Source organism: Nostoc sp., from assembly GCF_054880495.1.
Genome location: NZ_JBTYKD010000403.1, coordinates 16,516 through 42,000, shown reverse-complemented (window position 1 = coordinate 42,000; position 25,485 = coordinate 16,516). Strand labels below are relative to the sequence as shown.

The following is a 25,485-nucleotide window of genomic DNA, read 5'->3' as shown; positions in this document are numbered from 1 at the left end:
CAAATTCTCTAGTTCCCCTTCTCCCATATTGGGAGAAGGGGTTAGGGGATGAGGGCAACCCTACAAACCCATTGAGTATAAAATTATCCGGTCATGCAGCTTATCGGGTAAAATATGCTTCAGCACAGATCCAATTTTGGCATCTCGTCCAATGAGATAGCATGTCTTTGGCTGCTTTGCAGTCAGCGCATGGACAACAGCCTGAGCGACAATATCGGCAGAAATTCCCCCAGATGCGAGATTCTGCATTTTCTTACGTACAATATTCATCGCCTGACCGTAGAGATTTTGTGCCGATTGTGATAAATCCTGCTGTGCTATTTCCGATTGACTTAGGGACTTTTCCCAGATTGGAGTAGCGATCGCACCAGGTTGGATAATAGAAACCGAGATTCCCCAAGGTCGTAACTCCATCCGCAGCACATCATTGAGTGCAACGAGCGCAAACTTGGAAGCATTGTAAGCTCCCAGGAACGGCGTCGGACTTCTACCGCTAATGGAACCCATATTGACAATTCGACCCCGACTTTGGCGTAATAGACCAAGAAATGCTTGTGTGACTGCTAATTGTCCGGTAACATTAACCTGCATCTGGTGTTGAAATTCTGCGATCGCTAATAATTCCAACGGGCCAGGGACAGCAATGCCGGCATTATTCACTAAACCTAAAATCCCCGCTCCACCGACTGCATTTGTTACTTGATCAACCGCAGCTGCGATCGACTCAGCGTCAGTAACATCTAAAAAAATCGGAATCAGCCTTTGTGACCCTTTCTGTTTCAGTGTTTGAGCATCAACATCTTGACGCACGCCAGCAAAAACAGAGAAGCCCAACTGGTCTAAAAGCAAAGCACACGCCTGACCAATTCCTGTTGATGCTCCTGTAACCACTACTGTAAGTTGATTTTCTGTAACCATTAATTTTTTTTATGAGCAGACTGCCGTAAATACGAATTAGTATCAATCTTTGCAAGTACCCGCGCGAAGGCAATCTTCGGTTTGGTCATCTCTAGCTGATATTTTCCACGGCAATATACATGACTGAGTATTTGTCCTGTAAACTATTACAGCAGCCATCATCGGAAGCTGGTTTTTGACAATTGACACGTCACGACTACAAATATTGCCTAGCTCAACATTGTATAAATAAACAGGCAATGCCATCAGGGCAATGCAAATTGTCCGGTTCATACCCAACCTCAACTAAAAATTTCCGATTGCGCTATATCATAGATGCCACCTTGATGAACCGGATTTTCAAAACTGAATATTATATGTTGATGTTGTGTCAATTTACTCAGCGTTACTAGCCGCAAAGACGTGATTTCTAAATTATCGGTTCCACCCTTTTTTAGGTTAGGCATTGCCTACAAGATGGCTTACTACTAACTTATGCAGATGCAACCCCGAAAAACAGGACAAAAAACCCACAGCATCCAAAAACATATCTTGGTGGCTGCATTCCCCAGATAAAATAATGAAGAGTGCTGAGTTAAAAGTGCTGAGGACTTACGCAAAACTACACGCCCTCCGGGGCAATTCATGAACATTGGTGTCAACTTAAGCCAAAACCCTTTTAAAACCTCCTTTCCAGCCTCTAGCTGGAAATGCATCTCATTGCGGCTTCTGCCGCAAGTCTTGAGGCGGCAGCCCTCTCGGAATGCATTAAGAGTCGGAGACTGGGAACGAGACAATTTTAAATTTTGAATTTTGAATTCGGAGCGAAGCGACGTGACGCCTTCACAAGACGTAGATACTGTAAACCTTCCTAACATCGACCCAGAAGGATATGACAACTCAGACACCGATCCTCTTGATGAGTTGCCAGGTGAAATCGAAATGTCCCTTTTCGATCACCTAGAAGAGTTGCGACAGCGAATTTTCTATTCGCTGATTGCCGTAGTAGTAGGCATTATCGGCTGTTTCTTTGCTGTTAAGCCCATTGTCCAGTTACTTGAGGTTCCAGCACAAGGAGTAAAATTTCTTCAACTTGCACCTGGAGAATATTTCTTTGTCTCCCTAAAAGTTGCAGCCTACACAGGCTTCATACTTACTAGTCCTTTCATTCTTTACCAGATTATCCAGTTTGTGGTTCCAGGACTGACTCGCCGCGAACGCCGTTTACTGGGGCCTGTGGTTTTGGGTTCGAGTGTGCTATTTGCGGGGGGATTAGTATTTGCCTATTTACTGCTTATCCCCGCAGCGTTGAAATTTTTCATCAGCTACGGAGCAGATGTTGTTGAACAACTTTGGTCAATTGATAAATATTTTGAATTTGTGCTGTTACTGTTATTCAGCACTGGTTTAGCATTTCAAATTCCGATCATCCAACTGTTGCTCGGTAATTTGAACATAGTCTCGTCTAAACAGATGGTTTCTGGTTGGCGTTACGTGATTATGGGAGCAGTAGTTTTAGGAGCCGTTCTGACACCTTCTACTGACCCTCTAACTCAAAGTCTCTTAGCGGGAGCAGTTTTAGCGCTTTACTTCGGTGGTGTTGGACTGGTTAAGCTCACAGGTAAATAACATAGGGAATATGTAAAAAGATTTTCATGCTGGGTTTTTGATCAAATGTTTATTAGCTATACTGATTTTGAAAAAATCGAGATTTATGTTGGCAAAATCATCAAAGTAGAAGAGTTCCCCAGAGCTAAAAAATCAGCTTATAAGTTGTGGATAGATTTTGGTAATTTGGGCATACCAAACCAACGGTATAAGAAAATTTTTCCTTCGATTTTCAGCGCTATTTTTGGATAAAAAATACTGTAATTATTCAGAAATTTATTAATGTTAATGGAATAGTGGGTCATAATATCCATTCCGAAGCGCGATCGCCCAAATCTAGAGGAATGCTGACAGCTTTGCCGAGCCGGGGGCGATCGCGTGTTTGAGTAATAAATGTTTGTACTTGTGTTGATCCACCCAAGGCATGAAGATAATTGGCAACGCTATCAAGATGCTCTTGGTACTCCGCCTCGCTCAAGGGAAAAGAAGCTTGCTCCAGATATTTCCACATCACTTGCAAAAATATCTTTCCCTGTACCCGCCGCAACTGGACATCGTAAGAGTATCCCCACTTATCAAGCAACATCTGACGTAATTCCTGTCCTGTCATAGCTTTTCTCAATCAGATTTTACATTTAGTTATGATGTTAAGTTCCGTGACTCCAGTATGATAAGGATATAAAGAAATGTAATGCTAACAGACAAGATGCTAAATATATCTTGGAATAGAGAAGTCTGGCATCGTTGTCAGCGCTAGCATTTCGACTTAGACAAGAGTTACTCAAGCACTAGTACTTTTGTCAAAATGCTTAACAAAATATACAAAGAGCGCGTAGATTATGGCTCAATTTTCTGAATCAGCAGACGTGCCCGATATGGGTCGGCGTCAGTTCATGAATCTGCTCACTTTTGGGACTGTGACTGGAGTAGCTCTGGGTGCATTGTATCCCGTTGTCAAGTACTTTATTCCACCCTCTAGTGGCGCTGCTGGTGGCGGTGCAACGGGAAAAGACGAGTTGGGTAACGATGTTAGTGTTAGTAAATTTTTAGCAAGCCATAACCCAGGCGATCGCACCCTAGTCCAAGGACTAAAGGGAGATCCGACCTATATTGTGGTAGACAGCAAAGAGGCGATCAGAGATTATGGCATTAACGCCATCTGCACCCACTTAGGTTGTGTTGTCCCCTGGAACATTGCTGAGAACAAGTTTAAATGCCCTTGTCACGGTTCTCAATACAACGAAACTGGTAAGGTTATTCGCGGCCCAGCACCTCTGTCTCTGCCTTTGGCCCATACCAATGTAAACGACGACAAAATTGTGTTGACCCCTTGGACTGAAACCGACTTCCGCACCGGTGATGCACCTTGGTGGTCATAATAATTTTTTCATTAGTCATTTCTCCTTTATTCAGGGCTTAATGACTAATGACTAATGACCAATGACTAATGACTAATTCAATCGTCGCCCTTATAGAGATGAGAAATGCTTTCTTAATAGCGAGGTTAACTCGCAGTGCTAGAGCGATCATCAAAACATTGCTCATAGCGATCGCTACCCTGACATTCTACTTCACCAGCGATCTCGCCCTTCCCCAATCTGCTGCCGCCTATCCCTTTTGGGCACAGCAAACCTATCCCGAAAGCCCCCGCGAACCAACCGGGCGGATTGTGTGTGCCAACTGTCACCTAGCAGCCAAGCCTACAGAAGTGGAAGTTCCCCAATCGGTGCTACCTGACACTGTATTCAAAGCTGTAGTGAAAATCCCTTACGATTTGGGCGCCCAGCAAGTTGGTGCTGACGGTTCCAAGGCTGGCTTGAACGTCGGTGCTGTCCTGATGCTACCCGAAGGCTTTAAGATTGCTCCTGAAGACCGTCTTTCCGAGGAACTTAAAAAAGAAGTTGGCGATACTCCCTTCCAACCCTACAGCGAAGACAAAGAAAACATCGTCATCGTCGGACCTTTACCCGGTGAACAGTATCAGGAAATTGTCTTCCCAGTTCTTTCTCCCAACCCCGCAACCGATAAAAATATCCACTTCGGTAAATATTCAGTTCACGTAGGTGCTAATCGGGGACGCGGACAAGTTTATCCCACTGGCGAAAAGAGCAACAACACTGTTTACAACGCTTCCGCTACTGGCACAATTACCAAGATTGCCAAAGAGGAAGATGCAGATGGTAACGTCAAATATCTAGTAAACATTCAACCCGAATCTGGTGATGTTGTCGTTGATCCGATTCCTTTAGGACCAGAACTAATTGTTTCCGAAGGGCAAACAGTTAAGACTGGTGATGCTTTGACCAACAACCCGAACGTCGTCGGTGGATTCGGTCAAAAAGATGCAGAAATCGTACTTCAAGATGCTTCTAGAGTCAAATGGTTGATTGCGTTCATCGCTCTTGTAATGTTAGCTCAAGTTATGCTAGTGCTGAAGAAGAAGCAGGTTGAAAAAGTTCAAGCTGCTGAGATGAATTTCTAAATTCTTTGCTAAATCATTACTTGTAGGACAGGCATCTTGCCTGTCTTTTTTAACGTTAGTTACACAAAACTTAGAAATTTGGGACTTAACTGCTATAGCAATCCTGAATTATTCGTATTTTTGTAATACCACTATGCCTGATGGGACTATACGCGATAATATAGCAGTCGCCAAAGCCGTTAGGACAACTTGGCGATAGATGCCTTCAACAGGATACGTTGTGAATTTATCGTTGTCCTAAGCTTACTGTCCGTTGCTATAGTTGTGCGGAAGAAGAGGTTGAAGACGAAGAAGCTGTGCATGAGACTTAGATATTTATATCCAAATTCCCTTCGGGAGTATATGTACTTAGTCACATATCCCCGACTTCTCAAAGAAGTCGGGGATCTAACTTTTCACGAATGATTTAGGATTGCTATATAAATTTCTCATAGGGAACATTGCTGTACCCCTACCAACATATTTGTATCATTATTAAAGTGAAACGGTATTAACTGCTAGTAAACTTTATGAACTCAATCATGGTTATTCATCCCTATAAGTTCGGCGAGATGTGGGTGTTTGATGATGACAATGTAGGTTTAGTTCGAGAGCCTTTCGTGGCAGGGGCGGACGAAATTATTGAAAGAATGGTGTCACACATTCCAGATGCAGAGTCAGGGTTCAGTTTGATATTTTCTGCATCTCCTTTTCCTGGCTATCAACTCAAGTTTGACTGGCGGCGTGAAGAATATGGAGGTAACTGGTATTACAGTGCAGATTTAGATCGGGAAGGATGGCTTTGCCCTGCTCTATTTAAGTATTTCGATGAGGCTCCCCAAGAGTTTTACGCTCAGTTCAAAGCAAAAACAAACCGATAATGTTAATGAAGGTGATGAAGATGAGGGCATTAATTATGATCAGCCTTTTCCTTGACTTAAAGAAGCTCAACTCCATAACTAAACACCCTAGTACAGCACGGCGTAAATAAGCCACCCATTTGTAATCTTTGAAACCCTTGCTAAAACGTAATTACGAATTACGAATTACGCGAAGCGGTACTAGTAGGTTGGCAATTTACGGGAATTATAATTACCGATGAAATTAAATGAGGTTGTCCCCTGGGGTAGAACTCTTGAAGAGTACAAACTGATGTTTGCCTTATCAGATGCAGATCTGAACAGGAAAATTCTTGGGTGTGGCGATGGCCCTGCCAGCTTTAATGCTGAAATGACAGAAGTCGGACATTCAGTTGTGTCTATTGATCCTCTCTATCAGTTTTCTGCTGAACAAATCAAACAACGAGTTCTAGAAACTTACGAGCCAGTCATAAACCAGACTAAACAAAATTCAAACCGCTACATTTGGAAAAACTTTCGTGATGCAGATGAACTTGGTTATGCCCGTCTGGCAGCAATGGAGAAATTTTTATTGGACTATGAAGCTGGTAGAACAGCAGGGCGCTACTTGCCGCTATCTGTACCAAATCTAGAACTAGCTAACAATCAATTTGGGTTATGTGTGTGTTCCCATTTCCTCTTTCTTTACTCTGAGCAGCTATCACTCGATTTTCACATCGCATCTATTCATGAACTCCTGAGAATCTCTCCAGAGGTGAGGATTTTTCCCTTGTTGAAACTTGATTGTGAAGTATCACCCTATATCGAGCCAGTAATCCAAACGTTTTCCAGTCACGGATTTGATGTAAAGGTTCAGCCTGTTCCTTACGAATTTCAAAAAGGGGGCAACCAAATGTTGAAAATTATAACCTGTGTGAGCGGATAAATATCATTTCAAGAAGCACAATTGCAAACCTGAGATTTGAAGATTATGAACGCCATACCGCCAGGGACTTTTGAAGTGAGACATTATCACTAGCGATGTCTACGGCTGGCTACGCCTATACGATTTGGAGTTTTTGGTGATTTCTCAACCTCCCGGTTATGGCGATCGCATTTTGAGCGATATTATTAAACCTAGCCCTAGTTGAGTTGAGGTATTAGCCCGTGACAGTCTCAATAGAGTATATCCCCATTACCCCGATTGAGTACCCAGATGAGGACGGTAAGCCAATAGCTGAAGGTGATTTACAGCGCAAGTGTCTCGTATACGCTACCACTGTGCTGGAAATTTATTTCCAAAATCACCCAGATGTATACGTCGCTGGTAATCTATTTATTTACTACGAAAAAGGTTATCCAGAATCGGTTGTCGCACCAGATGTATTTGTAGTCTTTGGAGTGGAAAACCGTGACAGACGCTCTTACAAAACCTGGGAAGAAAATAATCAAACCCCAAATTTTGTTTTAGAGATTACCTCAAAAAGCACCCGCAGTAAAGACCAAGGTGCAAAGAAAGGAATTTACGCCTTTTTGGGAGTGCGTGAATATTTCCAATATGACCCCACAGGCGATTATCTCAATCCCCAGATCCAGGGTTTACACTTGGTCGATGGGAATTATTTCCCAGTGGCAACCAATACCCTGCCAGATGGTACAGTATCCCTACTCAGTGAAGTTTTGGGACTAGAGTTACGCCTGGAAGCGGGAAAACTGCGTTTTTACAATCCAGCTAGGAATCAAACACTCCTAACTCATGAAGAGGAAGCAGTTGCACGACAAGCCGCAGAAGAGAAAACGCAAAGATTAGCTGCTAAACTCCGAGAATTAAATATTGATCCAGATAGCCTTTAGCTAAATCCGACAGTGTTAATAAAATAATCGGGTGAGTATGATTTACCCACCCTAATTATGCTTACTAAAGTTAGACAATAATTTCAAAGCTCTCCGTTAATCTTGCGCCTGATGATTTCCATCTGGGCTTGCATATCAGCTTCTGTCACAGGCATAGGATACTTTGGAGAATTAGGGTCGCGTTTGCTCATCAAAAAACGTAAAGGTTCAATGTCTTCGCGGTTTTCCACGACATAAGCTCTCAACTCTGTAAAACTCATTTGCTCATAATTCGGGTTCATTGACAAACTCCCATTCGCCATTGCGATAAACAATAATTTGCAGTTCATCCGCAGATAGAATGTAAACTTCTCCGATTTTGTCGTCAAATCGAAATAAGCGGATGTCTTTATAAAGATTTGACAGCATTTGACAAACCCTCACACAGGCTAAGGCTTGCTCTGTTGTTGGTAAAATACTTGTACTGAGCTTTGCCGAAGTAAACGCTCCTCACTACTAATATAAGGTGGGTCTTGCCCACCCTACTACTGTTAATTGCTTTGTGTAAAACTACAACGGACGGTAGACGCGATAGTTGATTTCGGGGAAGATATTATCCATTAACTCGACTTTTTCTAGCCAACCACTGTCAATTTTGCCAATTTTAACGTCTTCGTAGAGCTTATTGAAGCGCATCAAGTGCGATCGCGTCCGTCTAACTGCATAGGGTACCATTGTTCCCGTCCGCATAATAAATGCCCAGTCAGAAGATTGTGCTAATAATAATTCTCGCGCCGCTTGGTTTAGTGCTTTCTCCGCCAACTCATCCTCTGGTTCCAGGTGGGAGATTTCAATCATCCGTTCTGCGGCTTTGTGTAAATGCGGATAAATCCACGCATTCGTTTCATTTAACCAATACTCGTGGAAACCCTTGAAACCCCAACTCGATTGCGAAGGCCGACAGACTTGCTGATTTGGCTGATCTCGCAAATAGTCTGCTAAATGGGTCATTTGATATGTTCCTTGGTCATACCATGACTTGCGGAATAGGTAATCGAGGAACCAGGGTCCTTCATACCACCAATGTCCAAATAACTCTGCGTCATAAGGCGAAACGATAATTGGCGATCGCTGCATTATCGCATGGAGATTCTCCGATTGCCGCTCTCGGTTATACATAAAGTTAGCAGCGTGTTCTGCTGCCTTTTCCTTAGCCCAATACGGATCGTAGAGTGCTTTCTCTGACAGCCCTAAACCACGTCCAGTAATTTTGTGATACTTAATCCCCGTATTTTTCCGTTGGCCATTGGGCATAATGTAGGGCTTGATGTACTCGTATTCTGCTTCCCAGCCCAAATCTTTGTAAAATTCTCGATATTCCGCCGCCCCAGGATAGCCTACCTCAGAAGACCATACCTGTTGGGACGATTCCTGATCTCGACCAAAGACAGCAACACCAGTTTCTGTATAAATTGGGGCATAAGTACCAAAGCGCGGACGCGGACGGGCGTAAAGGATGCCATGCCCATCGGTGAGGAAGTAGCGTAACCCAGCATCGGCTAGCATCCGCTCTAAACCTTCATAGTAGGCGCATTCTGGCAACCAAATGCCTCTGGGTGCTTGTCCAAAGGTTTGTTCGTAATGTTCGCAGGCTACCTGAATTTGCGCCCACACTGCTTCTGGATACATTTTCATTAACGGCAAATAGCCGTGGGTAGCGCCGCAAGTGATGATATCCAGGTTGTTACTGTCTTGGAACTTCTTAAAAGCTGTCACCAAGTTACCGTTGTAGCGTTCCCATAGCTGACGCGCTTCCTTAAACTCAGTAACGTAATGTTCAGCTAAATAACGAAGATGTCCATTATTGACATTATGTTCTGCTTCTAGTTGTATAAGTTTTTCTAGTTGGGCTAAGTGTGCTTCATAGCGTTCTTGAAGCAGAGGATCACGAAGCATTGACACTAGAGGGGGTGTCATACTCATCGTGATTTTAAAGTCGATACCGTCTCGCTTTAAGCCTTCAAATACTTTCAATAAGGGGATGTAGGTTTCTGTGATGGCTTCATAGAGCCATTCTTCCTCCAGCACGTAGTCACTTTCCGGGTGACGAACGAAGGGCAGATGTGCGTGGAGTACAAGCGCGACGTAGCCGATAGCCATAGTGATTTTGGGGTGATACTTGTAAGTTGAAGGTCGAGAGGTTGGGCAGAAATCAACAATATTCTAAGACTTTATGGCGATCGTCAGGTAGATATATAGCAGTTTTCAATTGAGTTAAAAGCCTTGTGCCAATTTTTAAGCCCATTGTCATTTCTGTCTAGTTGCTGGTTGGCTTGTTGCACAGGACTTACGCAAACAATAGCTGAAAAGAATGATTTTTAGGTAGGGGCAATTCATGAATTGCCCCTACAGCATATAGTTTTACGTAAGTCCTATTGCAGTATAAAAATCGGGTTTCTAAGTTATAGTCCTTTTGTGAGCTTTGCGCCTTAGCAGTTTAATAATTATTTTTGAGCCGCCTTCGCCTAGCTTCAGTTACCCTGCAGGAAGCAAGCTACAGTCCTTCCCTGCGGGACGCTACGCGAACGACAAGCTCAGGAACCATCGGGGTTTAAATCCTCTTATATAACTCTCTTCTCTACGAGATGCTGCACTTCGGCAAGGTGCCACAGTGAGCCTGTCGAACTGCTCAGTGACCACGCGAACAATGCGTGAATTTTGAATTTTTAATTATACCTTCTTTGATGAAGTTGAGTTTGAAGAGCGGCCAGAATTATCCAAAAAAACGCTGAATTCGAACGCCGAAACCTGGTAACAGTGGTGATCTGATTTCGTCATCAGCCAGCAAGGTTGCAATCAGTTTTAATTGGGCAGCTTCTCGGCGATATACTTCTAGTTGCTGTAATTGCCAATTTGCAATCCAATATTCTTGGACTCCTGTGGATGAGTATAGTTTTAGCTTGGCTTCTCGATCTCGACGTTCGTTAGTTGTCCCAGGAGAAAGTACTTCCACAACAAGTTCTGGCGCTCCTCTCAAATGCCCTTCGTCATCTAATAATCGTGCTAACCGTTGATGACTGATCCAAACTACATCGGGTATAACATTATCGGTATCCGTAAAAATTATGCCGGGAGTTTGACGGGTTTCCCCAAGCCCACTAGAGCGAGACCAAATTTGTAATTCCAAGCATATATTACCCGCAGTTCCTTGATGTCTCCAGTGAGGCGCTCTAGTCACAAATAGTTCTCCGTCAATAATTTCATAGCGCTTCCATTCGTCAGTTTGGAGTAATTCTAAGTCTGAGGTTGTCCAACGGACTTGATCAGATATTGTTTGGTTCATAGCACTATTTTCCATACCTAGTTTAGAGATAAAATTCTATTTTCAGAATATTTGCTCAGGATCAATACCTGCGGCTCGCAAGCGTTCTGCTAATATTGCAGCCCGTTGACGTTCTTGTTCTAGTTGTTGGTTTGTTTGCTGTAACTGTAATTCTAGGTTATTTGGGTCAAACCAGAAATAATCAGGAGTGCGAAATGTATTTTGGTATATTTGCTTTTTCAAACCTTTATCAACTGAGGCAGTGGAATCAGATAACATCTCAATAATTACATTGGGATATTTACCATTTTCTTGCCACACAACCCAGCTTTTGCGGTCTTTTTTTTCTGTATCTAAAACCACAAAGAAATCAGGTCCTCGAAATTCTTCTGATTTTTTCTGATTAGGACTGAAATAAATAGTCAGGTTGCCGGTGGCATAAAAATCCTGACGATCACGCCACCACCACTTAATCAGGCGGATCAGTAAATCGATTTGTTCGCGGTGTAAGTCAGATTCCAAGGGGGGTTCATCACTATAGATGTCGCCTGGTGGAAAAATTATACTCTCAGTGACATCAGCTTGAGAAGCAGTGGCAAAAGATTGAGACATAGCGATGCCTGCGGCGCTAAACTACGCACTTTTTTGTCTTTATCCTATTGTGACTCAACGATCGCTTTCAATAGATAAGCGATCGCAATCAGAGGAAATAAAGTTTTATTTTTAGAATATTTGCTCAGGGTCAATACCTGCTGCTCGTAAGCGTTCTGCTAATATTGCAGCCCGTTGACGTTCTTGTTCTAGTTGTTGATTTGCTTGCTGTAACTGTTGGTTTGCTTCGTCTTCTGGCAACATCACCAGCTGTCCATCTGGTGTAAAAAAGCGTAATTTGCCCAAATATACTGCCAAATACAGCCCTAATTGCTGACTCCACAACCAACCCGACTCAGTGGGTACAAGTTCTTGGTATTGCCCATCAACGATGTGAAACCCTTGTAATTTTAGGTTATTTGGGTTACTGAACACTCTTGCAAGTCATTTTATTTCCAAGGCGACAGATAGATTTCTGTATGCCTTTACTTCAATCGTATTTCCACTCGGATCGCTTAATAGCATCTTCGCTTGCTCTGCGTCGGTACCCACACCAGAAACATTTGGCTTTACCTTGAACTGAACCCTCATTTCATCAAGGCGATTTGCAAGCGTCTCCCAATCACTCCACGCTAAAACTGCACCGAAGTGACGCACGCCATGTTCTCTCATGGGCATCGCGCGGCGCGTAGCTTGCTTCCACGAAGTGGTACGGCAAGCTCAGTAACCATCGTAGATATCGCACTCCTTATTCCTCATCCCGGTATAACTCCTGCAAGTCCTGTAACTGAGTCTTGCGGGAAATCCGGCGATATTTTTTGCTTTCTAACTTGGGTTCGTATTGACTTTGCCCTTTGCCTTTGCTTTTGCTTTTTAACTTCATAGTGGATTCTGGATCAGCTTGTTGGTGCAGCTGAGTTTCATGAGCGATCGCAGCGTCCAAAAATTCTAAATAATGTTGATATCGTTCCCAGTCTCCCCGCACCACGCACTCCGGCTCGTCTCGATGCAGACAATCACTAAACCGACAGCTAGCAACTGCTAACCGCTCTCTTGCTTCTGGGAAATAACGAATTAATTCTTCTGGGTTACAATCCATGTCAGGCTGATTAAAGCCGGGAGTGTCTGCAAGCATTCCACCGCTAGGCAACTCAAATAATTCTATATGGCGAGTGGTATGACGACCACGAGCTAGTTTGCCAGAAACTTCTCCTACTCGCAGCTCAAGAGAGTCAATCAGCGAATTGATTAAGCTAGATTTGCCCACGCCGGAAGGCCCAGCAATTACAGTAATTTTATTGCTCAAATATCTGGCTGCTTGGTCAGTATTTATACCATCTTTAACACTAATAAATATTGGTTGATAGCCCCAACCAAGTAGGCGATCGCTAACTTGCTGCTGTTCTGGCGGTGAAATTAAATCACTTTTATTCAAGCATAAAAGCACATCTAAACCAGTAGATTCAGCCTTAATTAGAAACCGACTCAGCTGATAAGGTTCCAAAGGTGGATCAGCAACGGCAAATACTAATAGAATTTGATTGACATTGGCGATCGCTGGACGATCTAACTCACTTTGGCGGGTTAAAACCTCAGCGATCGCTCCCCGTCCCCCAGCCCAATCTGGCTCCTCTACGACAACGCGATCGCCTACCATCACCTGTTGCCCGATTTTTTTCAGGCGTGTTCTCCGGGTACAAAGTAGGAGAGGGGGATAAGGAAGATGAGGAGGATCTTGCTTCCCCATCTGCCTTATCTCCCTCATCTCCCCATCTTCTTCATCTAGCTGTACTCGGTAAAAATTAGCCTGTACAGCAACCACCGTACCCAACAACTGTCGAGTTGCAGCAAAATTTTCACCTGTCATTGGCTAGCAACTGGACGGCGCACTAACAGAGAAAAATAACTAGTGCAATCTGTAATTTGTTCCACCTGATAGCCTGCCATTGTCAGACTATCGGGAACCTGCTCAATCGGCTCACCAGGGTCTAGCCAGACTTCTAGCAAACCTCCCAATGGCATTTTTTCTAGACGTAGTTTTGTCCGCACAAAATTAATTGGGCAAGGTGTGCCGCGTAAATCAAGTTGAGCATCAGGAGTTAAAACAACAGAGGGCTTCATTACTTAAATAGATTTCCCAAGAATCCTTGACCGCCTTTACCAGTGCGATCTCCCTTAATTTTAGCTAGCTTCTCCAACAGTTCCCTCTCCTCTGGGCTCACTTTGTTAGGAATATCAATTAATACGTTCAGCATATGATCCCCACGACTTACGGGATTACCCAAGCGGGGTACGCCGCGATTTTCCAACTTCATCACCGTATTGGGCTGGGTTCCTGCTGGAATTATCAGTTCCACCAGACCATCTACCGTATCTACCTCTAACCGACAACCTAAAATCGCTTGCAGGTAGCTAACTTTGATTTCTGAGAGAATATTAATGCCATCCCGTTGGAATTCCTCGTCTTCATTCACGAACAAGTAAACGTACAAATCCCCAGCAGGTCCATTACGTTGACCTGCATCTCCTTCACTAGAAATCCGCAAGCGTGTGCCATTATCCACCCCAGCTGGAATGGTAATTTTGAGTTTCTTTGTGACTTGATTTGCCCCCTTACCATCACAGGCTTCACACTTGTCTTCAATTACCATCCCTGTGCCATTACAGGTGGGACAAGTCGAGACTTGGGTGAAACTGCCAAAGGGTGTTCTAGTGACACGGCGTACTTGACCCGAACCGGTACAAGTCGAACAAGTCCGAGGGCGAGTTCCAGGTTTAGCACCAGAACCGCTACAGACTTCACAATTTTCTAGATGCGAAATGCGAATTTCTTTTTCACCGCCAAATACCGCTTCCCGAAAGTCTAACTTCAGGTCTAGCCGCAGGTCATCACCTCTGGCAGGCCCACTGCGCCGTCTTTGTTGCGTGGGACTACCCATACCGCCAGCAAAGCCACTAAAAATGCTTTCAAAGATATCGGCAAAACCACCCATATCGCCGACATCTTGGAAGCCTGCGCCAGCAGCACCAGACACACCCTCTGGACCAAAGCGATCGTAACGACCGCGGGTTTCTGCTTCCGACAGTACCTCATAAGCGCGGTTAATTTCTTTAAAGCGATCCTCCGCCCCCGGTTCTTTGTTCACATCTGGGTGATACTTCCGGGCTAAACGGCGATAGGCTTGTTTGATTTCTTCTTTGTCGGCGTCACGAGAGACACCCAGAATTTCATAATAGTCGCGGGCCATATAGCAAAGGTAAAAGTTAGAAGGAAGAAAGCAGAAGGTGAGCTTGCGCGGTTTTGGGGGTTTCCACGCCACTTGCTTCACTTGGGGAGACCCCAAGACCGCAGTGGCTCCCCATTAGCAACTGGCGTTAGCGACGTTAGGACCGTCACCCGAAGGGCAGTAGAACGTCGCTCACGGTCACTTGCTACCCTATGGGAAGGCGTTATTGCCTAAAGACTCTGGAAGAGCAATGCAGTGTCCTTCAGAGGGCGGCTTGGCAAATGTCAGGCAGAGGATAAAATTAATTTTTGTTAATAACTGATTTTACCCTTTCCCTTTCACAAAAATCACCGACAAATCTTGAGCAACAGTTGCTTTCCTCGTGGGAGACGACAAAAGCTATAGAAGTTTAGAGCTGGTTGTAAGCCTCTGCTGAAACTTCTCACTGCGGAGTCGGCTGTCTCTTTTACAATTGTGCTACGTACCAGAAGAAAACCCCGCCCATCAACCAGAGGAGCTAGCCGCACCATTAGGTGTGGAAAACCACCCATATGCTTTGGATTGTATCTGAACTGGCGCACTGCCTAGCCCAAAGTAATTTGCTTCTACAATCTAGCAAACTGCTGGGGTGTTGTGAAACTTCACTAAATTTATAATTAATTTTATTAAATGGGGAGTGGAGATGAGGGAGATGAGGGGGACAAAGAGAAAATAACGAATGCCTAATGCCTAATACTTCTCTTCTTAGGCTGCGCCAACGACTTCTCTACTTCGACCCTTCTCTACGAGACGCTACGCGTAGCTTGCAACTCCTGCGGAGTACGACAGGCTCAGGGCAGGCAAGCTCAGTACAAGTCAGGACAAGTGCCCAATGCCCAATCCCTAATCTATCGCCTCATAATCAGCCTGTGCGGTATTTTCTTCCTCAAAATCAAAGTTGAATTGTGGTATTAGTGTGCCATTCATTGGTGACTCCATTTCTGATGTTAAGAGACTAGCTGAAGCCTCCTCACTGTCATCAATTTGGCTGTTAGCTCGATTGTAGACATCAGCACCAATTGCCAGCAGGGTTTGTTGGAAGTCCTCTAAGTGCTGTTTAAATTCCACTGTGGAAACACTGGAGTCAATCATGGCAGCTTGGAGTTGTGAAACTTTTTCACTGGCCAAGGTTTTCATCTGTTCACCGATCAGGTTGCCATTATCCTTGATGGTGGATTGGTAACTGAACAATAGATTATCTGCTTGGTTTTTGAGTTCAACCAGTTCTTTACGTTTTCTATCTTCTTCGGCAAACAGTTCGGCCTCTTGGCGCATCCGTTCGACTTCGTTGGTACTCAAGCCACCTGTATTGGTAATCCGAATACTCTGTTCTCTACCTGTACCTTTGTCTTGGGCAGAAACCTTCAGGATGCCGTTGACATCGATTTCAAAGGCAACTTCAATTTGCGGCACACCACGGGGAGATGGGGGAATTCCGGCTAGCAAAAACTTGCCGAGACTCTTGTTATCTCGTGCCATTGCCCGTTCACCTTGGAGGATGTGAATTTCGACTGAGGTTTGCCCATCAACTGCTGTGGAAAAAACTTGTGATCTACTCGTAGGAATTGTGGTGTTGCGTTCAATGATTTTGGTCAACACTTCACCCAAGGTTTCAATTCCCAAGGACAAAGGGGTGACATCCAATAGTAAGAGATTATCGACTTCGCCACCCAATACACCTGCTTGGATCGCCGCTCCCAATGCTACAGCTTCGTCAGGGTTGATAGAGCGATCGGGAGCTTTGCCATTGAAAAACTTAATTAGCGCGTTTTGAACTGCGGGAATACGGGTAGAACCACCTACCAAAATAATCCGATCTATCGCTGGTGGTTTGATATCCGCATCTTTGAGCGCTTGGATCATTGGTTCGATGGTCGCTTCAATTAATTTTCCTGTGAGTTCTTCAAATTTAGAGCGGCTGAGTTCCATCTCCAGATGCTTTGGCCCGGTGTCATCAGCCGTGATAAAGGGCAAGTTGATGGAGGTATTCACCGTGCTGGAGAGTTCAATTTTTGCCTTTTCTGCTGCCTCCCGCAGGCGTTGTAGTGCCATCTTATCTTGGGAAAGGTTGATTTTTTCCTCTTGCTCGAAGCGTTCCATCATCCAGAACACGATCGCATTATCAAAGTCGTCTCCACCTAAGTGGTTGTTACCACAAGTCACCTTAACTTCAAAAACGCCATCCCCAAGTTGTAGGATCGAGACGTCGAAGGTACCGCCTCCCAAGTCAAATACTAAAATTAGCTGCTCTTGGTCTTGCTTTTCCAATCCGAAAGCTAAAGCCGCGGCTGTTGGTTCATTGATGATTCGCAAGACTTCTAAGCCTGCAATCGTGCCAGCATCTTTAGTTGCTTGTCTTTGGGCATCTGTGAAATATGCGGGTACGGTGATCACTGCCTGAGTCACCTCCTCACCCAAAAAGTTTTCTGCATCCTGCTTGAGCTTTTGCAAGATCATCGCGGATAGTTCTTGTGGCGTGTAATTTTTTGACCGAATTTGGACATCAACAGTATCGTCTCGACCTTTGACGCAGTTGTAGGGAACACGATCGCGTTCTGTTTCAGTGTCTTCCCAACGCCGACCGATGAATCGTTTAATACTGTAAATTGTGTTTTCGGCATTGGTTACGGCTTGGCGCTTTGCCAATTGACCAACTAAGCGTTCGCCACTCTTGCCAAATCCCAAAATACTAGGAGTAGTTCGTCCACCTTCAGAACTGGCAATCACAAGTGGTTGACCGCCCTCCAAAACTGCGACGCAACTGTTAGTAGTGCCTAAGTCGATCCCAATAATTTTTCCCATAATTACCAGTATTTTTACTGACTTTTTCTGCTGTAATCTGTCGCGGACTAAGTTTGTGGCTTTGAACCAAGGCTAGCGGATAACGTCTGTGTAACCCCTGTTGCTGGTAGCAAAAGAGAAGTTGAAACACACAGAGTTATCCAAAGCCTTGTCGTTGTTTAGATACGCGATGCTCGTTCTTGCTAGAACCCAGGCACTTTTGGTCAGAGAGGCGAACGACTACAGCTTAACTGAAGGCTTGACTCGACTGATCTTCTGGTGCAGAAAGTGTATCTTCCTTGGGAGCAGCTACTTTGACCATTGCATGGCGCAGCACGCGATCGCCCAAGTAATATCCGCGCACTAACTCTTCTAACACTCTTCCTTCAGGATGTTCATCCGTAGGTTCCCGCATTACTGCTTCATGCAGGTTAGGATCAAATTCTTCACCTTCAGGACGCATTGGTGCTACACCCAAGCGCTTCAGGCTATCTACTAATTGTTTGTAAACGCCTTGGTAACTTTTGTGCATAGTCATTTCGCCATCAGATTGCGGTTTGAGGTGCGATCGCGCCCGCTCAAAATTATCGACCACTGGCAGCAATTCCAAAATCGTGTTCCGCTTCATCAGCGCCTCTAGCTCTTCTTTTTCTTTGCTAGTGCGTTTCCGGTAATTCTCAAAATCAGCGGCAATCCGCATATATTGAGTACTACGCTCTTCTAATTGGGTTTTCAGGGACTCGATTTGTTGAGTCAGTTCTGCCAAAGCTGCTGTTTCCACTCCAGTTTTCTCGGTTGCCGTGCCGCCATTTTCTGGATTGAAAGTAGCCGTCCCCGATACATTTGTTTGGGCTGCCACTTGCTCTGTAACCTCGCTACCAGATTCATTGAAATTAATTTGGGCTGGGGAGTCACTCTTCATTGCTTGCTTTACCTCTGTTGGTTCACCCAATTGCTGGCTTGTGTTGTTTATCTGTTTATTTTCATCCATTATTGTCTACTCATTCCAGATGCTATTTATGGCACTGTATCTCCACAGCTTGCAACCGTCGTCATTCACGATTTGCCACTGGGGCCGATTTTGTTGCCGACAAGTTCCTGGAAGTGATGTAACCGTCTTCTTATTGTGACAAATGGTGAACACCTTAGCCCAGACGCGACTAAGGCGGGAACCCGAACCAGTAGTGTACCCTCCAGTAGTCTGCCAAGGAAACTTGGCTCTTTAACCCTCTTTTGTCACTCTCCGGGAGGGTAATAGTTAGAAGCCTCATCAGGCAATCAATACAAGCTATCCTATTAGAAAAAAATGGGTGTTGTATTTGTTATTAGAAAAAATCGTGTGAACCCTTGGTAGATAAAAGCTCTAGAGTTCAGAAATGGCAAATGTTTTCGGAGAGTGACAGAAGAGGGGTATATCCCCCGGCTGAAGCGCGGGGGCTTTACGCATCACGACTCATAAATGCCCCAGCCCAGAGCCTCGTCAGTACTGCTTGTGCCAGATGAGCGCCGATAAATAAGCCAGAGAGGTTGGCGAAGCGGGCGTTACCAGTCCACCAATCAAATTTGAGGTTGGGATTGCCGTATGTCTGCATTGTTAAGCTGATTAGTAATTGTTGCCAGTAATACTCAATTAATTAGTTTTTATTTCAGCAATGAAATGTCGCTTCAGTGCTGCCACAGTAGACGCAAAGCTTTTACCAGGAGGATGTCTTCTTCCAATTCACCGCAGGCGTTACCGATTGCCACATACTCTACTTGTTGAAGCTAATTACTAATTATTAAGATTACAAATTTAGTTTATTGAAAGCATTCTTATTTAGCCAATCTCTTTACAAAATGTAATCATCAAAACAGGAGGAAAAATAGGCAACGTAAACGGAGCGATAATAGTAACTATCACCGCTCAAACTATGCAAGCAAATATTAGTTTTTAAGTGTGAGTTCTTCTGCCTTTATGAATATGTAGAAGTGCTTAGGGATAGTGCAGATGCTTCCAGTAGATGCGGATGATGGTGTTGCCAAAAACTCAAAATCTGTTCGCCAACCTGTTGAGGATAAAAGTAGTGAAAAAAATGATACCCTTGTGGGCATTCCCAAAGCTTATCTTCTGGCTTCAACCAATTCAACCAATCATGCAATGCAGGTGGGCTGACTACGGGATCACTGTTGCTACCACATACCATCATTGGCATAGAAACTCCACCCTTGGGTAAATAAACCAACTTAAATAAAGAGTGTGACGAGGGAGATTGTTCTAAATCTTTATCTAAGGCAGCTACTAACTTCTTAGTGGTATGAGGTGGTTGATTTCCAAAAAGACTGCGAACGTTGCTTGCCAAAATTAGTTCGCGGCTGATGCTAAAAAGTTGTCGTTGAAAGTAATAGTGAGCTTGCCAAGTGTTGGCGGGTTGAGCTGCTACAGCTAAGAGAGTGAGCGATCGCACTTTTTGAGGAAATCGACGGGCATAGCTTAAGGCGATCGCACCACCCATACTATGACCTGCTAGATGCACGGGGCGATCGCGCCATTCTAAAAAGTCATACAGCAACTCCACAGCTTGATCTATGGAACTGGCTTCATCTTTAGTTTGCTGGTATTCCCACTGGGCGACCTTTATATACCCAGATAAATAATTAAGTAATGGTTTATCAAAACGCTGTAAAGCAGGGCTGGCACTTAACCACAAAACATCAAATGAATCAGACATAAATAGTTCCAAATTGCATAGTCAAATATAGTCAGAAAGAGTGCAACTTAGCTTTAAGCAACCCTACTTTCAGCATGGACACGCCTAAATAGTGGAGTTATCCGCCTTGGATGTACTACCAGACATCCCTTATCCCTTAGAATGAATTTGAGAGAGTCAAACCCTTCAGGATTACTTTTTCTGCCGATGTTATACCCAGCGTTCACGTCGGCATGAATCTTAAAACCATTTTTACTTACATACCACGCTCTTTTTACACGTCTTCCTGAGAAAAGATGCCTTACCTTGTTGTTAGGGTCATAAGTTGGAATAATGTCCCAATCAATCGCAGAAGCCTTACTCGTGTAAGATTCCTCTGCAACCTTAACAGTGATGCCGACTCGTTCTAATTTATAAGTCAGAATCTCAATAAGTTTAGCATGTGGTATTTGAGTAAAATTTTGATTTGTACGCTTCCCTAAATTAAGACGTGTTTTCCATTGTTCATTTTTCCCGATTGATACGTGGGTTACACCAAGAGATAGAAACTCATCCACAATCATTTTCGTGGATTGATGTAAATATGAATCTACAAAATGATTACGATTACGAAGGATATTCACAATTCGGCTTGATTTGCCTTTACCATTGGGGAGAAAGCCTCGAAACTTGGCAACTTGTTTATTGTAAAACTGGTTTGCTGATTTCAATGGTTTGCCATTTACAATAATTGGCTGTATCTCTAGGTCGTTAAAAACAATTGTTGCTAGATTATCTAAACCAATATCTATCGCCGCGTTCAGCCCAGGATTTAAACTACAGAAGCCTGCTGACAACTCTGGAATTTCATAAACTATTTCAATAACAAAGCATCCGGTTTTTGGGATAATCCGCACTTCGCACAAGTCGTCAAACTTGAGTCCAGGTTTTACCGGAATTCTTATTGGCGACATTGATGGGACGATTGTACCCCTGCTAAATTCCCTTTTACCAGTTGCTTGATTATTGAACTTAACTAAGTTTTTATCATCAACATAATTAGGTGGCTTTGGTCTACCTGTGAACTTACTTGAATCAAGTTTATAGGCTGACAATGCTTTGTAGTAAGCAATCCAGGCATCTGCATTCTGTTTCAAAACGAGTTGCGCTACTTTGGCTGGCATTGCTTTGTAGTTCTCGTTTTGTTTAAATAAAGTGTCTAAACTAGCTTGTGTTTGTGTTCCCCAGCCGTAGAAATAGCCTTGACGCTGGGTGAATTGAGCGGTGTTGTAAAGCAGCCGGGAAAGGGTGGTAATATCATTGCAATAATCAAACCAGTCATGTTCTTCTTTGACTACGTGCTTTTCTACTTGACGCATACCTATAACTTCTAAATTATCAATTTCAGTTAAAAGGGCGGTTAGAAACCGCGTCTATACAGGCAAAACCCACGGAGGTGGGTTTCAAACACTCAATTTTTCCTTAGTCCGCGCAGGCGGACTTTCCCTGTGTAGCCGCGAATTCTATTCGCCCTGGTTTTAAGTTGACTTTCTACAAACCAAATTCTTTCTTCAATTGAGCAACCCAAGTTTTAATTCGCTCGTCTGTTAACTCAGATTGACTACCTTCATCAAGTGCCAATCCGACAAACTTGCCATTTCTCAATGCTCTAGAATTCTCAAAGTCATATCCCTCTGTTGGCCAATAGCCAACAGTTTTACCGCCCCGCTGGGAAATTTTTTCTTCGATAATTCCAATTGCATCCTGGAAATTATCGGCATAGCCATATTGGTCTCCATCACCAAAATAGGCAACTAGCTTACCCTTAAAATCTATTTGATCTAGATCGGGGAAAAAGCCTTCCCAATCGCTCTGAAGTTGACCAATATCCCAAGTGGGAGAGCCAATAATCAGCAATTCATACTCAGCAAAAGTGCTAGTATCCGCCTCGTAAATGGGATGTAATGTTACAAGATCACCACCAAACTCATCCCGAATTTTTTCAGCATCAGATTCAGTGTTGCCAGTTTGAGTACCGTAGAACAGACCGATTTTTTTCGACATATTGTCACCTGATATATGGTTTTACGATTATCTTTCAGAGACGCTGCGCGATCGCAATAATTTACGCAACGATACCTTTGCCAAGTTCGTGCAACTCAGAAAAAGAAACCCGCATGAGCAACGTGAGCGCCCAAAAGTTGCCCTGAGAGTTTAGTTAACCGGGCGTTCCCTGCCCACCAGGGAACCGACTCCCCTGTTTGAACAGCCATTCTTGTCAAGGCGTTACCTCCTGAGAAAAATTGCAAGTAGCTGAAATATACCATTAACTTAATGCATATCTATATCAATAAGTCTGAAGATATATTAACCCAAGTTGCTATAGGACTAGTATTTGATTTTTGAAATGCACGTAGTGGACCCCTAGGCTAAAATAGTGCATTAGACGTAGGTTGGGTGGAGCGGAGCGCAACCCAACTGATTATCAGGATGTTGGCTTTGGCAAAGCCTCCAACGCCACTTGCTACAACGCGGGAAACCCGCGCAACGCAGTGGCTCCCCAACCGACAATTTTTCTGCAACATTCTAGCCAAGAGGGGCTACACAAGACTACCGAGATTTTTTCAGAAATCAAATATGATTCCTATAGTTATTTGAGAAAGCGATGTCTACGATGGTCACTGAGCTTGCTTGCCCTGAGCTTTGCCGTACTCCGCAGGAGTTGCAAGCTACGCGCAGCGTCTGGTAGAGAAGGGTCTGGTAGAGAAGTGCGGGCTACACCTACGCAAAAGCATACTCCCCTCCAGTTAGAAAAAACGGAGAGGAGTATGCTTTTGGGTAATAAAAAATAAAAATAGAACGGCTACTTATAACAGGAGAAATACGTAGATAGAATTACGCGAAACGACGGCTCGAATCAGGAGGAAGCGTTGAGCAAATCGGCGGCTTTCGTTGCTCAGAAGTTGGGCGACTTAGGACTTTTTTGGGAAATGAGAATTCTGTCTCCCAGTACGGGAATACTCTAAACAGAGGTTTCCCCAAATCAATTGCTCATTTATGAACTCGTCAGCACATCGGCGCAGTACCGCTCTAACTACCAAAACAGAGTTTTCGCCCTTCGGCAACAAGCTAGTGCTATCTGGTTATGTCAATACCGACCAGATGAGGCAGGCACTAATTGAAAGCCGCAAATCTAGCATACCCCTAACGGAAGTACTAGAGTCAATCACTGGTCAACAACTATCACCTGAGTTACTCAGGCAATATAAAAAACAGCAGCTATTTGAACTTAAAATACTATACGGTGTTGAATTCCTCGATCCAGAAGTCAACTCCTTTGACACCACGATGATGGCGAACCTGATTGAAACCCTCATCCCAGTGGATATTTGTCGTCGCCATCGTTTAGTACCACTGTCGAAACACCAAGACCAAACTCCGCCCTCTGTTTTAGTGGCGATGGTTGCTCCAGATAATCTCGAGGCTTCCGATGACCTAAACCGCATCTTGCGCCCCCAAAGCTTGGTATTGCAGCGGATGGTGATTACACAGGAAGACTACCAACAGCTAATCAACCAGTACCTGGATGAAATGGCTGTTAAGCAAAAGCACCTGGAACAAGCAAAGTTTACAGATATTAATCAGGATTTAGAAAATCTCGGCAATCTTGATCTTGCGGATGCTCCAGAAGAAATGGAGACTGATCTAGGGGCGGCGATGAAGGGTGCAGAGGATGCCCCAGTCATCAACCTAGTCAACAGAATTCTAGCTAAAGCCTTGCATGAGGGCGTTTCTGACATTCATATCGAACCGCAAGAAGAAAACTTACGCATTCGCTTTCGCAAGGATGGCATACTGCGCGAAGCTTTCGATCCCCTACCGAAAAAAATCATCCCGGCGGTGACAGCGCGATTTAAAATCATCTCCAATCTAGACATTGCGGAACGGCGTATACCCCAAGATGGACGCATCCGGCGGCTGTTTGAGGGACGTAAAGTAGATTTCCGCGTCAGCACCTTACCCAGCCGTTATGGGGAAAAGGTGGTGCTACGGATTTTGGATAACTCTTCCACCCAATTGGGATTGGATAAGTTAATTACTGACCCAGAGACTTTACAAATTGTCCAGGATATGGTATGTCGTCCCTTTGGTCTAATTTTGGTGACTGGGCCAACTGGTTCTGGGAAAACAACCTCGCTGTATTCTGCATTATCAGAAAAGAATGATCCCGGAATTAATATCAGTACTGTGGAAGACCCAATTGAGTACAGCCTTCCAGGGATTACTCAAGTACAGGTGATTCGGGAAAAAGGGCTGGATTTTGCTACGGCTCTGCGGGCTTTCTTGCGGCAAGATCCAGATGTGCTGCTGGTGGGTGAAACGCGGGATAAAGAAACGGCAAAAACAGCAATTGAGGCTGCGTTGACGGGTCACTTGGTATTAACTACCTTACATACCAATGATGCCCCAGGAGCGATCGCTCGTTTGGGAGAAATGGGTATTGAGCCGTTCATGGTTTCTAGTTCCCTAATTGGCGTTTTAGCCCAACGTTTGGTGCGGCGTGTATGTTCTGAATGTCGTATTCCCTACACTCCTAACGTCCAGGAATTGGCTCGCTATGGTCTATTAGCTTCTTCAGATGTCGAAGTCACCTTCTATAAAGCTAACACCTTGACATTAGATGCGATCGCCCAAGCCAAAACTAAAAATCAGCTTTGCCCAAAATGTCATGGCGTCGGCTACAAAGGGCGTTGTGGTGTTTATGAAGTCATGCGAGTTACCGAAAACCTGCAAACTCTGATCAACGAAGATGCACCCACAGAACGTATCAAGGAAGTGGCAATAGAAGAGGGCATGAAAACCTTGCTGTCTTACAGTTTGGACTTAGTGCGCCAAGGTTCTACCACCCTAGAAGAAGTAGAACGAGTGACCTTTACTGATACTGGTTTGGAAGCCGAGTTAAAAGCCAAACGCAAGACTGGTCTTACCTGCCTGACTTGCGATGCCACATTAAAACCAGAATGGCTGGATTGTCCCTACTGTATGACATCTCGGTTTCAAAAGTAGTCATTAGTCACTTGTACTGACTTGTACTGAGCTTGCCTGCCCTGAGCCTGTCGTTTGCGTAGCGTCTCGTAGAGAAGGGTCGAAGTAGAGAAGTCGTTGGCGCAGCCTAAGAAGAGAAGTATTGGTCATTAGTCATTAGTCGATGCTTAGTAAC

At 44.2% G+C, this 25,485-nt stretch carries 30 protein-coding genes and 3 pseudogenes; 11 read left to right on the top strand and 22 right to left on the bottom strand.

The genetic code is table 11. The features are described 5' to 3' along the window. Positions 1-60: 60 nt before the first annotated feature. Genes ACYTXL_RS33905 through ACYTXL_RS33895 form a run of 3 tightly spaced genes read right to left on the bottom strand, consistent with a single transcriptional unit; the run spans position 61 to position 1,364 of the window. On the bottom strand, positions 61-918 hold the full coding sequence (locus tag ACYTXL_RS33905) for an SDR family oxidoreductase (protein WP_461928404.1): 858 nt from the start codon (positions 916-918) through the stop codon (positions 61-63). Positions 919-960: 42 nt separating this feature from the next. After that, positions 961-1,191: a hypothetical protein gene (locus tag ACYTXL_RS33900; RefSeq protein ID WP_461928403.1), complete on the bottom strand. Its 231-nt coding sequence runs from the start codon at positions 1,189-1,191 to the stop codon at positions 961-963. An 8-nt stretch (positions 1,192-1,199) separates the two neighbouring features. After that, entirely contained in the window at positions 1,200-1,364 is a 165-nt protein-coding gene (locus ACYTXL_RS33895) for a hypothetical protein (protein WP_461928402.1), read from the bottom strand. Between the two features lie 367 nt (positions 1,365-1,731). On the opposite strand from ACYTXL_RS33895, the gene tatC reads away from it, so the two are divergent. Continuing rightward, positions 1,732-2,526 carry a twin-arginine translocase subunit TatC gene (gene tatC / locus ACYTXL_RS33890; RefSeq protein WP_461928401.1) on the top strand — a complete coding sequence of 265 codons (795 nt, stop codon included), beginning with the start codon at positions 1,732-1,734 and terminating at the stop codon, positions 2,524-2,526. Between the two features lie 45 nt (positions 2,527-2,571). Further along, a pseudogene (locus ACYTXL_RS33885) lies at positions 2,572-2,700 on the top strand (tRNA-binding protein); the annotation flags it as partial. 106 nt (positions 2,701-2,806) lie between these two features. On the opposite strand, the gene ACYTXL_RS33880 reads toward ACYTXL_RS33885, so the two are convergent. Further along, the gene (locus ACYTXL_RS33880; protein ID WP_292792677.1) at positions 2,807-3,115 is read right to left on the bottom strand and encodes a DUF3067 family protein; all 309 of its coding nucleotides are present in this window, start codon (positions 3,113-3,115) and stop codon (positions 2,807-2,809) included. A gap of 229 nt (positions 3,116-3,344) precedes the next feature. Between ACYTXL_RS33880 and petC the strand changes: the two genes are divergently transcribed. The 5 genes from petC (at position 3,345) to ACYTXL_RS33855 (ending at position 7,659) form a co-directional block, all read left to right on the top strand. Continuing rightward, positions 3,345-3,884: a cytochrome b6-f complex iron-sulfur subunit gene (gene petC, locus ACYTXL_RS33875; protein ID WP_461928400.1), complete on the top strand. Its 540-nt coding sequence runs from the start codon at positions 3,345-3,347 to the stop codon at positions 3,882-3,884. A 98-nt stretch (positions 3,885-3,982) separates the two neighbouring features. Next, entirely contained in the window at positions 3,983-4,987 is a 1,005-nt protein-coding gene (gene petA, locus ACYTXL_RS33870; RefSeq protein WP_461928409.1) for a cytochrome f, read from the top strand. Positions 4,988-5,496: 509 nt separating this feature from the next. Beyond that, positions 5,497-5,847, top strand: a complete 351-nt coding sequence (locus tag ACYTXL_RS33865; RefSeq protein WP_461928399.1) for a DUF6717 family protein — start codon at positions 5,497-5,499, stop codon at positions 5,845-5,847. Positions 5,848-6,064: 217 nt separating this feature from the next. Further along, complete coding sequence (locus tag ACYTXL_RS33860) at positions 6,065-6,751, top strand: SAM-dependent methyltransferase (RefSeq protein WP_461928398.1); 687 nt, start codon at positions 6,065-6,067, stop codon at positions 6,749-6,751. Positions 6,752-6,972: 221 nt separating this feature from the next. Next, positions 6,973-7,659: a Uma2 family endonuclease gene (locus ACYTXL_RS33855; RefSeq protein WP_461928397.1), complete on the top strand. Its 687-nt coding sequence runs from the start codon at positions 6,973-6,975 to the stop codon at positions 7,657-7,659. An 83-nt stretch (positions 7,660-7,742) separates the two neighbouring features. On the opposite strand, the gene ACYTXL_RS33850 is transcribed toward ACYTXL_RS33855, so the two are convergent. The 10 genes from ACYTXL_RS33850 to dnaJ form a co-directional block, all read right to left on the bottom strand. Then, the gene (locus ACYTXL_RS33850) at positions 7,743-7,940 is read right to left on the bottom strand and encodes a DUF6887 family protein (RefSeq protein WP_461928396.1); all 198 of its coding nucleotides are present in this window, start codon (positions 7,938-7,940) and stop codon (positions 7,743-7,745) included. Then, positions 7,924-8,115 (bottom strand): DUF6888 family protein, encoded by a 192-nt coding sequence (locus ACYTXL_RS33845; RefSeq protein WP_375443083.1) that lies wholly within the window; start codon positions 8,113-8,115, stop codon positions 7,924-7,926. Before ACYTXL_RS33845 ends, ACYTXL_RS33850 begins: the two co-directional genes overlap by 17 nt. A gap of 93 nt (positions 8,116-8,208) precedes the next feature. Then, a complete protein-coding gene (locus ACYTXL_RS33840; protein ID WP_461928395.1) occupies positions 8,209-9,798 on the bottom strand; it encodes a glycoside hydrolase family 57 protein in 1,590 nt (529 codons plus the stop codon). A 613-nt stretch (positions 9,799-10,411) separates the two neighbouring features. Continuing rightward, on the bottom strand, positions 10,412-10,981 hold the full coding sequence (locus tag ACYTXL_RS33835; RefSeq protein ID WP_461928394.1) for a Uma2 family endonuclease: 570 nt from the start codon (positions 10,979-10,981) through the stop codon (positions 10,412-10,414). A 42-nt stretch (positions 10,982-11,023) separates the two neighbouring features. Continuing rightward, the gene (locus ACYTXL_RS33830) at positions 11,024-11,572 is read right to left on the bottom strand and encodes a Uma2 family endonuclease (RefSeq protein WP_461928393.1); all 549 of its coding nucleotides are present in this window, start codon (positions 11,570-11,572) and stop codon (positions 11,024-11,026) included. 111 nt (positions 11,573-11,683) lie between these two features. Beyond that, a complete protein-coding gene (locus ACYTXL_RS33825) occupies positions 11,684-11,986 on the bottom strand; it encodes a hypothetical protein (protein WP_461928392.1) in 303 nt (100 codons plus the stop codon). A gap of 9 nt (positions 11,987-11,995) precedes the next feature. Beyond that, positions 11,996-12,229, bottom strand: coding sequence for a hypothetical protein (locus tag ACYTXL_RS33820; protein ID WP_461928391.1), 234 nt, complete (start codon positions 12,227-12,229; stop codon positions 11,996-11,998). Positions 12,230-12,299: 70 nt separating this feature from the next. Beyond that, a complete protein-coding gene (gene rsgA, locus ACYTXL_RS33815; RefSeq protein ID WP_461928390.1) occupies positions 12,300-13,418 on the bottom strand; it encodes a small ribosomal subunit biogenesis GTPase RsgA in 1,119 nt (372 codons plus the stop codon). Further along, positions 13,415-13,672, bottom strand: coding sequence for a sulfurtransferase TusA family protein (locus ACYTXL_RS33810; protein WP_461928389.1), 258 nt, complete (start codon positions 13,670-13,672; stop codon positions 13,415-13,417). Before ACYTXL_RS33810 ends, rsgA begins: the two co-directional genes overlap by 4 nt. Further along, positions 13,672-14,799, bottom strand: a complete 1,128-nt coding sequence (gene dnaJ / locus ACYTXL_RS33805) for a molecular chaperone DnaJ (RefSeq protein WP_461928388.1) — start codon at positions 14,797-14,799, stop codon at positions 13,672-13,674. The genes ACYTXL_RS33810 and dnaJ overlap by 1 nt, the downstream gene beginning before the upstream one ends. A gap of 704 nt (positions 14,800-15,503) precedes the next feature. Between dnaJ and ACYTXL_RS33800 the strand changes: the two genes are divergently transcribed. Then, positions 15,504-15,719 (top strand): hypothetical protein, encoded by a 216-nt coding sequence (locus ACYTXL_RS33800; RefSeq protein ID WP_461928387.1) that lies wholly within the window; start codon positions 15,504-15,506, stop codon positions 15,717-15,719. Here ACYTXL_RS33800 and dnaK read toward each other — a convergent pair. The 6 genes and pseudogenes from dnaK to fldA all read right to left on the bottom strand — a co-directional run bounded on the left by dnaK (position 15,661) and on the right by fldA (position 22,328). Next, a complete protein-coding gene (gene dnaK / locus ACYTXL_RS33795) occupies positions 15,661-17,619 on the bottom strand; it encodes a molecular chaperone DnaK (protein WP_461928386.1) in 1,959 nt (652 codons plus the stop codon). The genes ACYTXL_RS33800 and dnaK overlap by 59 nt on opposite strands. 226 nt (positions 17,620-17,845) lie before the next feature. After that, positions 17,846-18,592, bottom strand: coding sequence for a nucleotide exchange factor GrpE (grpE, locus tag ACYTXL_RS33790; RefSeq protein WP_461928408.1), 747 nt, complete (start codon positions 18,590-18,592; stop codon positions 17,846-17,848). A gap of 463 nt (positions 18,593-19,055) precedes the next feature. Then, positions 19,056-19,190, bottom strand: a pseudogene (locus ACYTXL_RS33785) (chlorophyll a/b binding light-harvesting protein); the annotation flags it as partial. Positions 19,191-19,550: 360 nt separating this feature from the next. After that, positions 19,551-20,306, bottom strand: a complete 756-nt coding sequence (locus ACYTXL_RS33780) for an alpha/beta fold hydrolase (RefSeq protein WP_461928385.1) — start codon at positions 20,304-20,306, stop codon at positions 19,551-19,553. Between the two features lie 53 nt (positions 20,307-20,359). Beyond that, complete coding sequence (locus ACYTXL_RS33775; protein WP_461928384.1) at positions 20,360-21,643, bottom strand: RNA-guided endonuclease InsQ/TnpB family protein; 1,284 nt, start codon at positions 21,641-21,643, stop codon at positions 20,360-20,362. A gap of 172 nt (positions 21,644-21,815) precedes the next feature. Continuing rightward, a complete protein-coding gene (gene fldA / locus ACYTXL_RS33770) occupies positions 21,816-22,328 on the bottom strand; it encodes a flavodoxin FldA (RefSeq protein ID WP_461928383.1) in 513 nt (170 codons plus the stop codon). Position 22,329: 1 nt separating this feature from the next. Here fldA and ACYTXL_RS33765 point away from each other — a divergent pair, with 1 nt between their 5' ends. After that, the gene (locus tag ACYTXL_RS33765) at positions 22,330-22,482 is read left to right on the top strand and encodes a hypothetical protein (RefSeq protein ID WP_461928410.1); all 153 of its coding nucleotides are present in this window, start codon (positions 22,330-22,332) and stop codon (positions 22,480-22,482) included. Here ACYTXL_RS33765 and ACYTXL_RS33760 read toward each other — a convergent pair. Continuing rightward, a pseudogene (locus tag ACYTXL_RS33760) lies at positions 22,436-22,591 on the bottom strand (hypothetical protein); the annotation flags it as partial. The gene ACYTXL_RS33765 and the pseudogene ACYTXL_RS33760 overlap by 47 nt on opposite strands. A 126-nt stretch (positions 22,592-22,717) precedes the next feature. Between ACYTXL_RS33760 and ACYTXL_RS33755 the strand changes: the two are divergent. Continuing rightward, the gene (locus ACYTXL_RS33755; protein WP_461928382.1) at positions 22,718-23,116 is read left to right on the top strand and encodes a hypothetical protein; all 399 of its coding nucleotides are present in this window, start codon (positions 22,718-22,720) and stop codon (positions 23,114-23,116) included. A gap of 205 nt (positions 23,117-23,321) precedes the next feature. Continuing rightward, positions 23,322-25,331: a GspE/PulE family protein gene (locus ACYTXL_RS33750; RefSeq protein ID WP_461928381.1), complete on the top strand. Its 2,010-nt coding sequence runs from the start codon at positions 23,322-23,324 to the stop codon at positions 25,329-25,331. 3 nt (positions 25,332-25,334) lie between these two features. Here ACYTXL_RS33750 and ACYTXL_RS33745 read toward each other — a convergent pair whose 3' ends face one another. Then, positions 25,335-25,460 (bottom strand): hypothetical protein, encoded by a 126-nt coding sequence (locus tag ACYTXL_RS33745; protein WP_461928380.1) that lies wholly within the window; start codon positions 25,458-25,460, stop codon positions 25,335-25,337. Positions 25,461-25,485 lie beyond the last annotated feature (25 nt).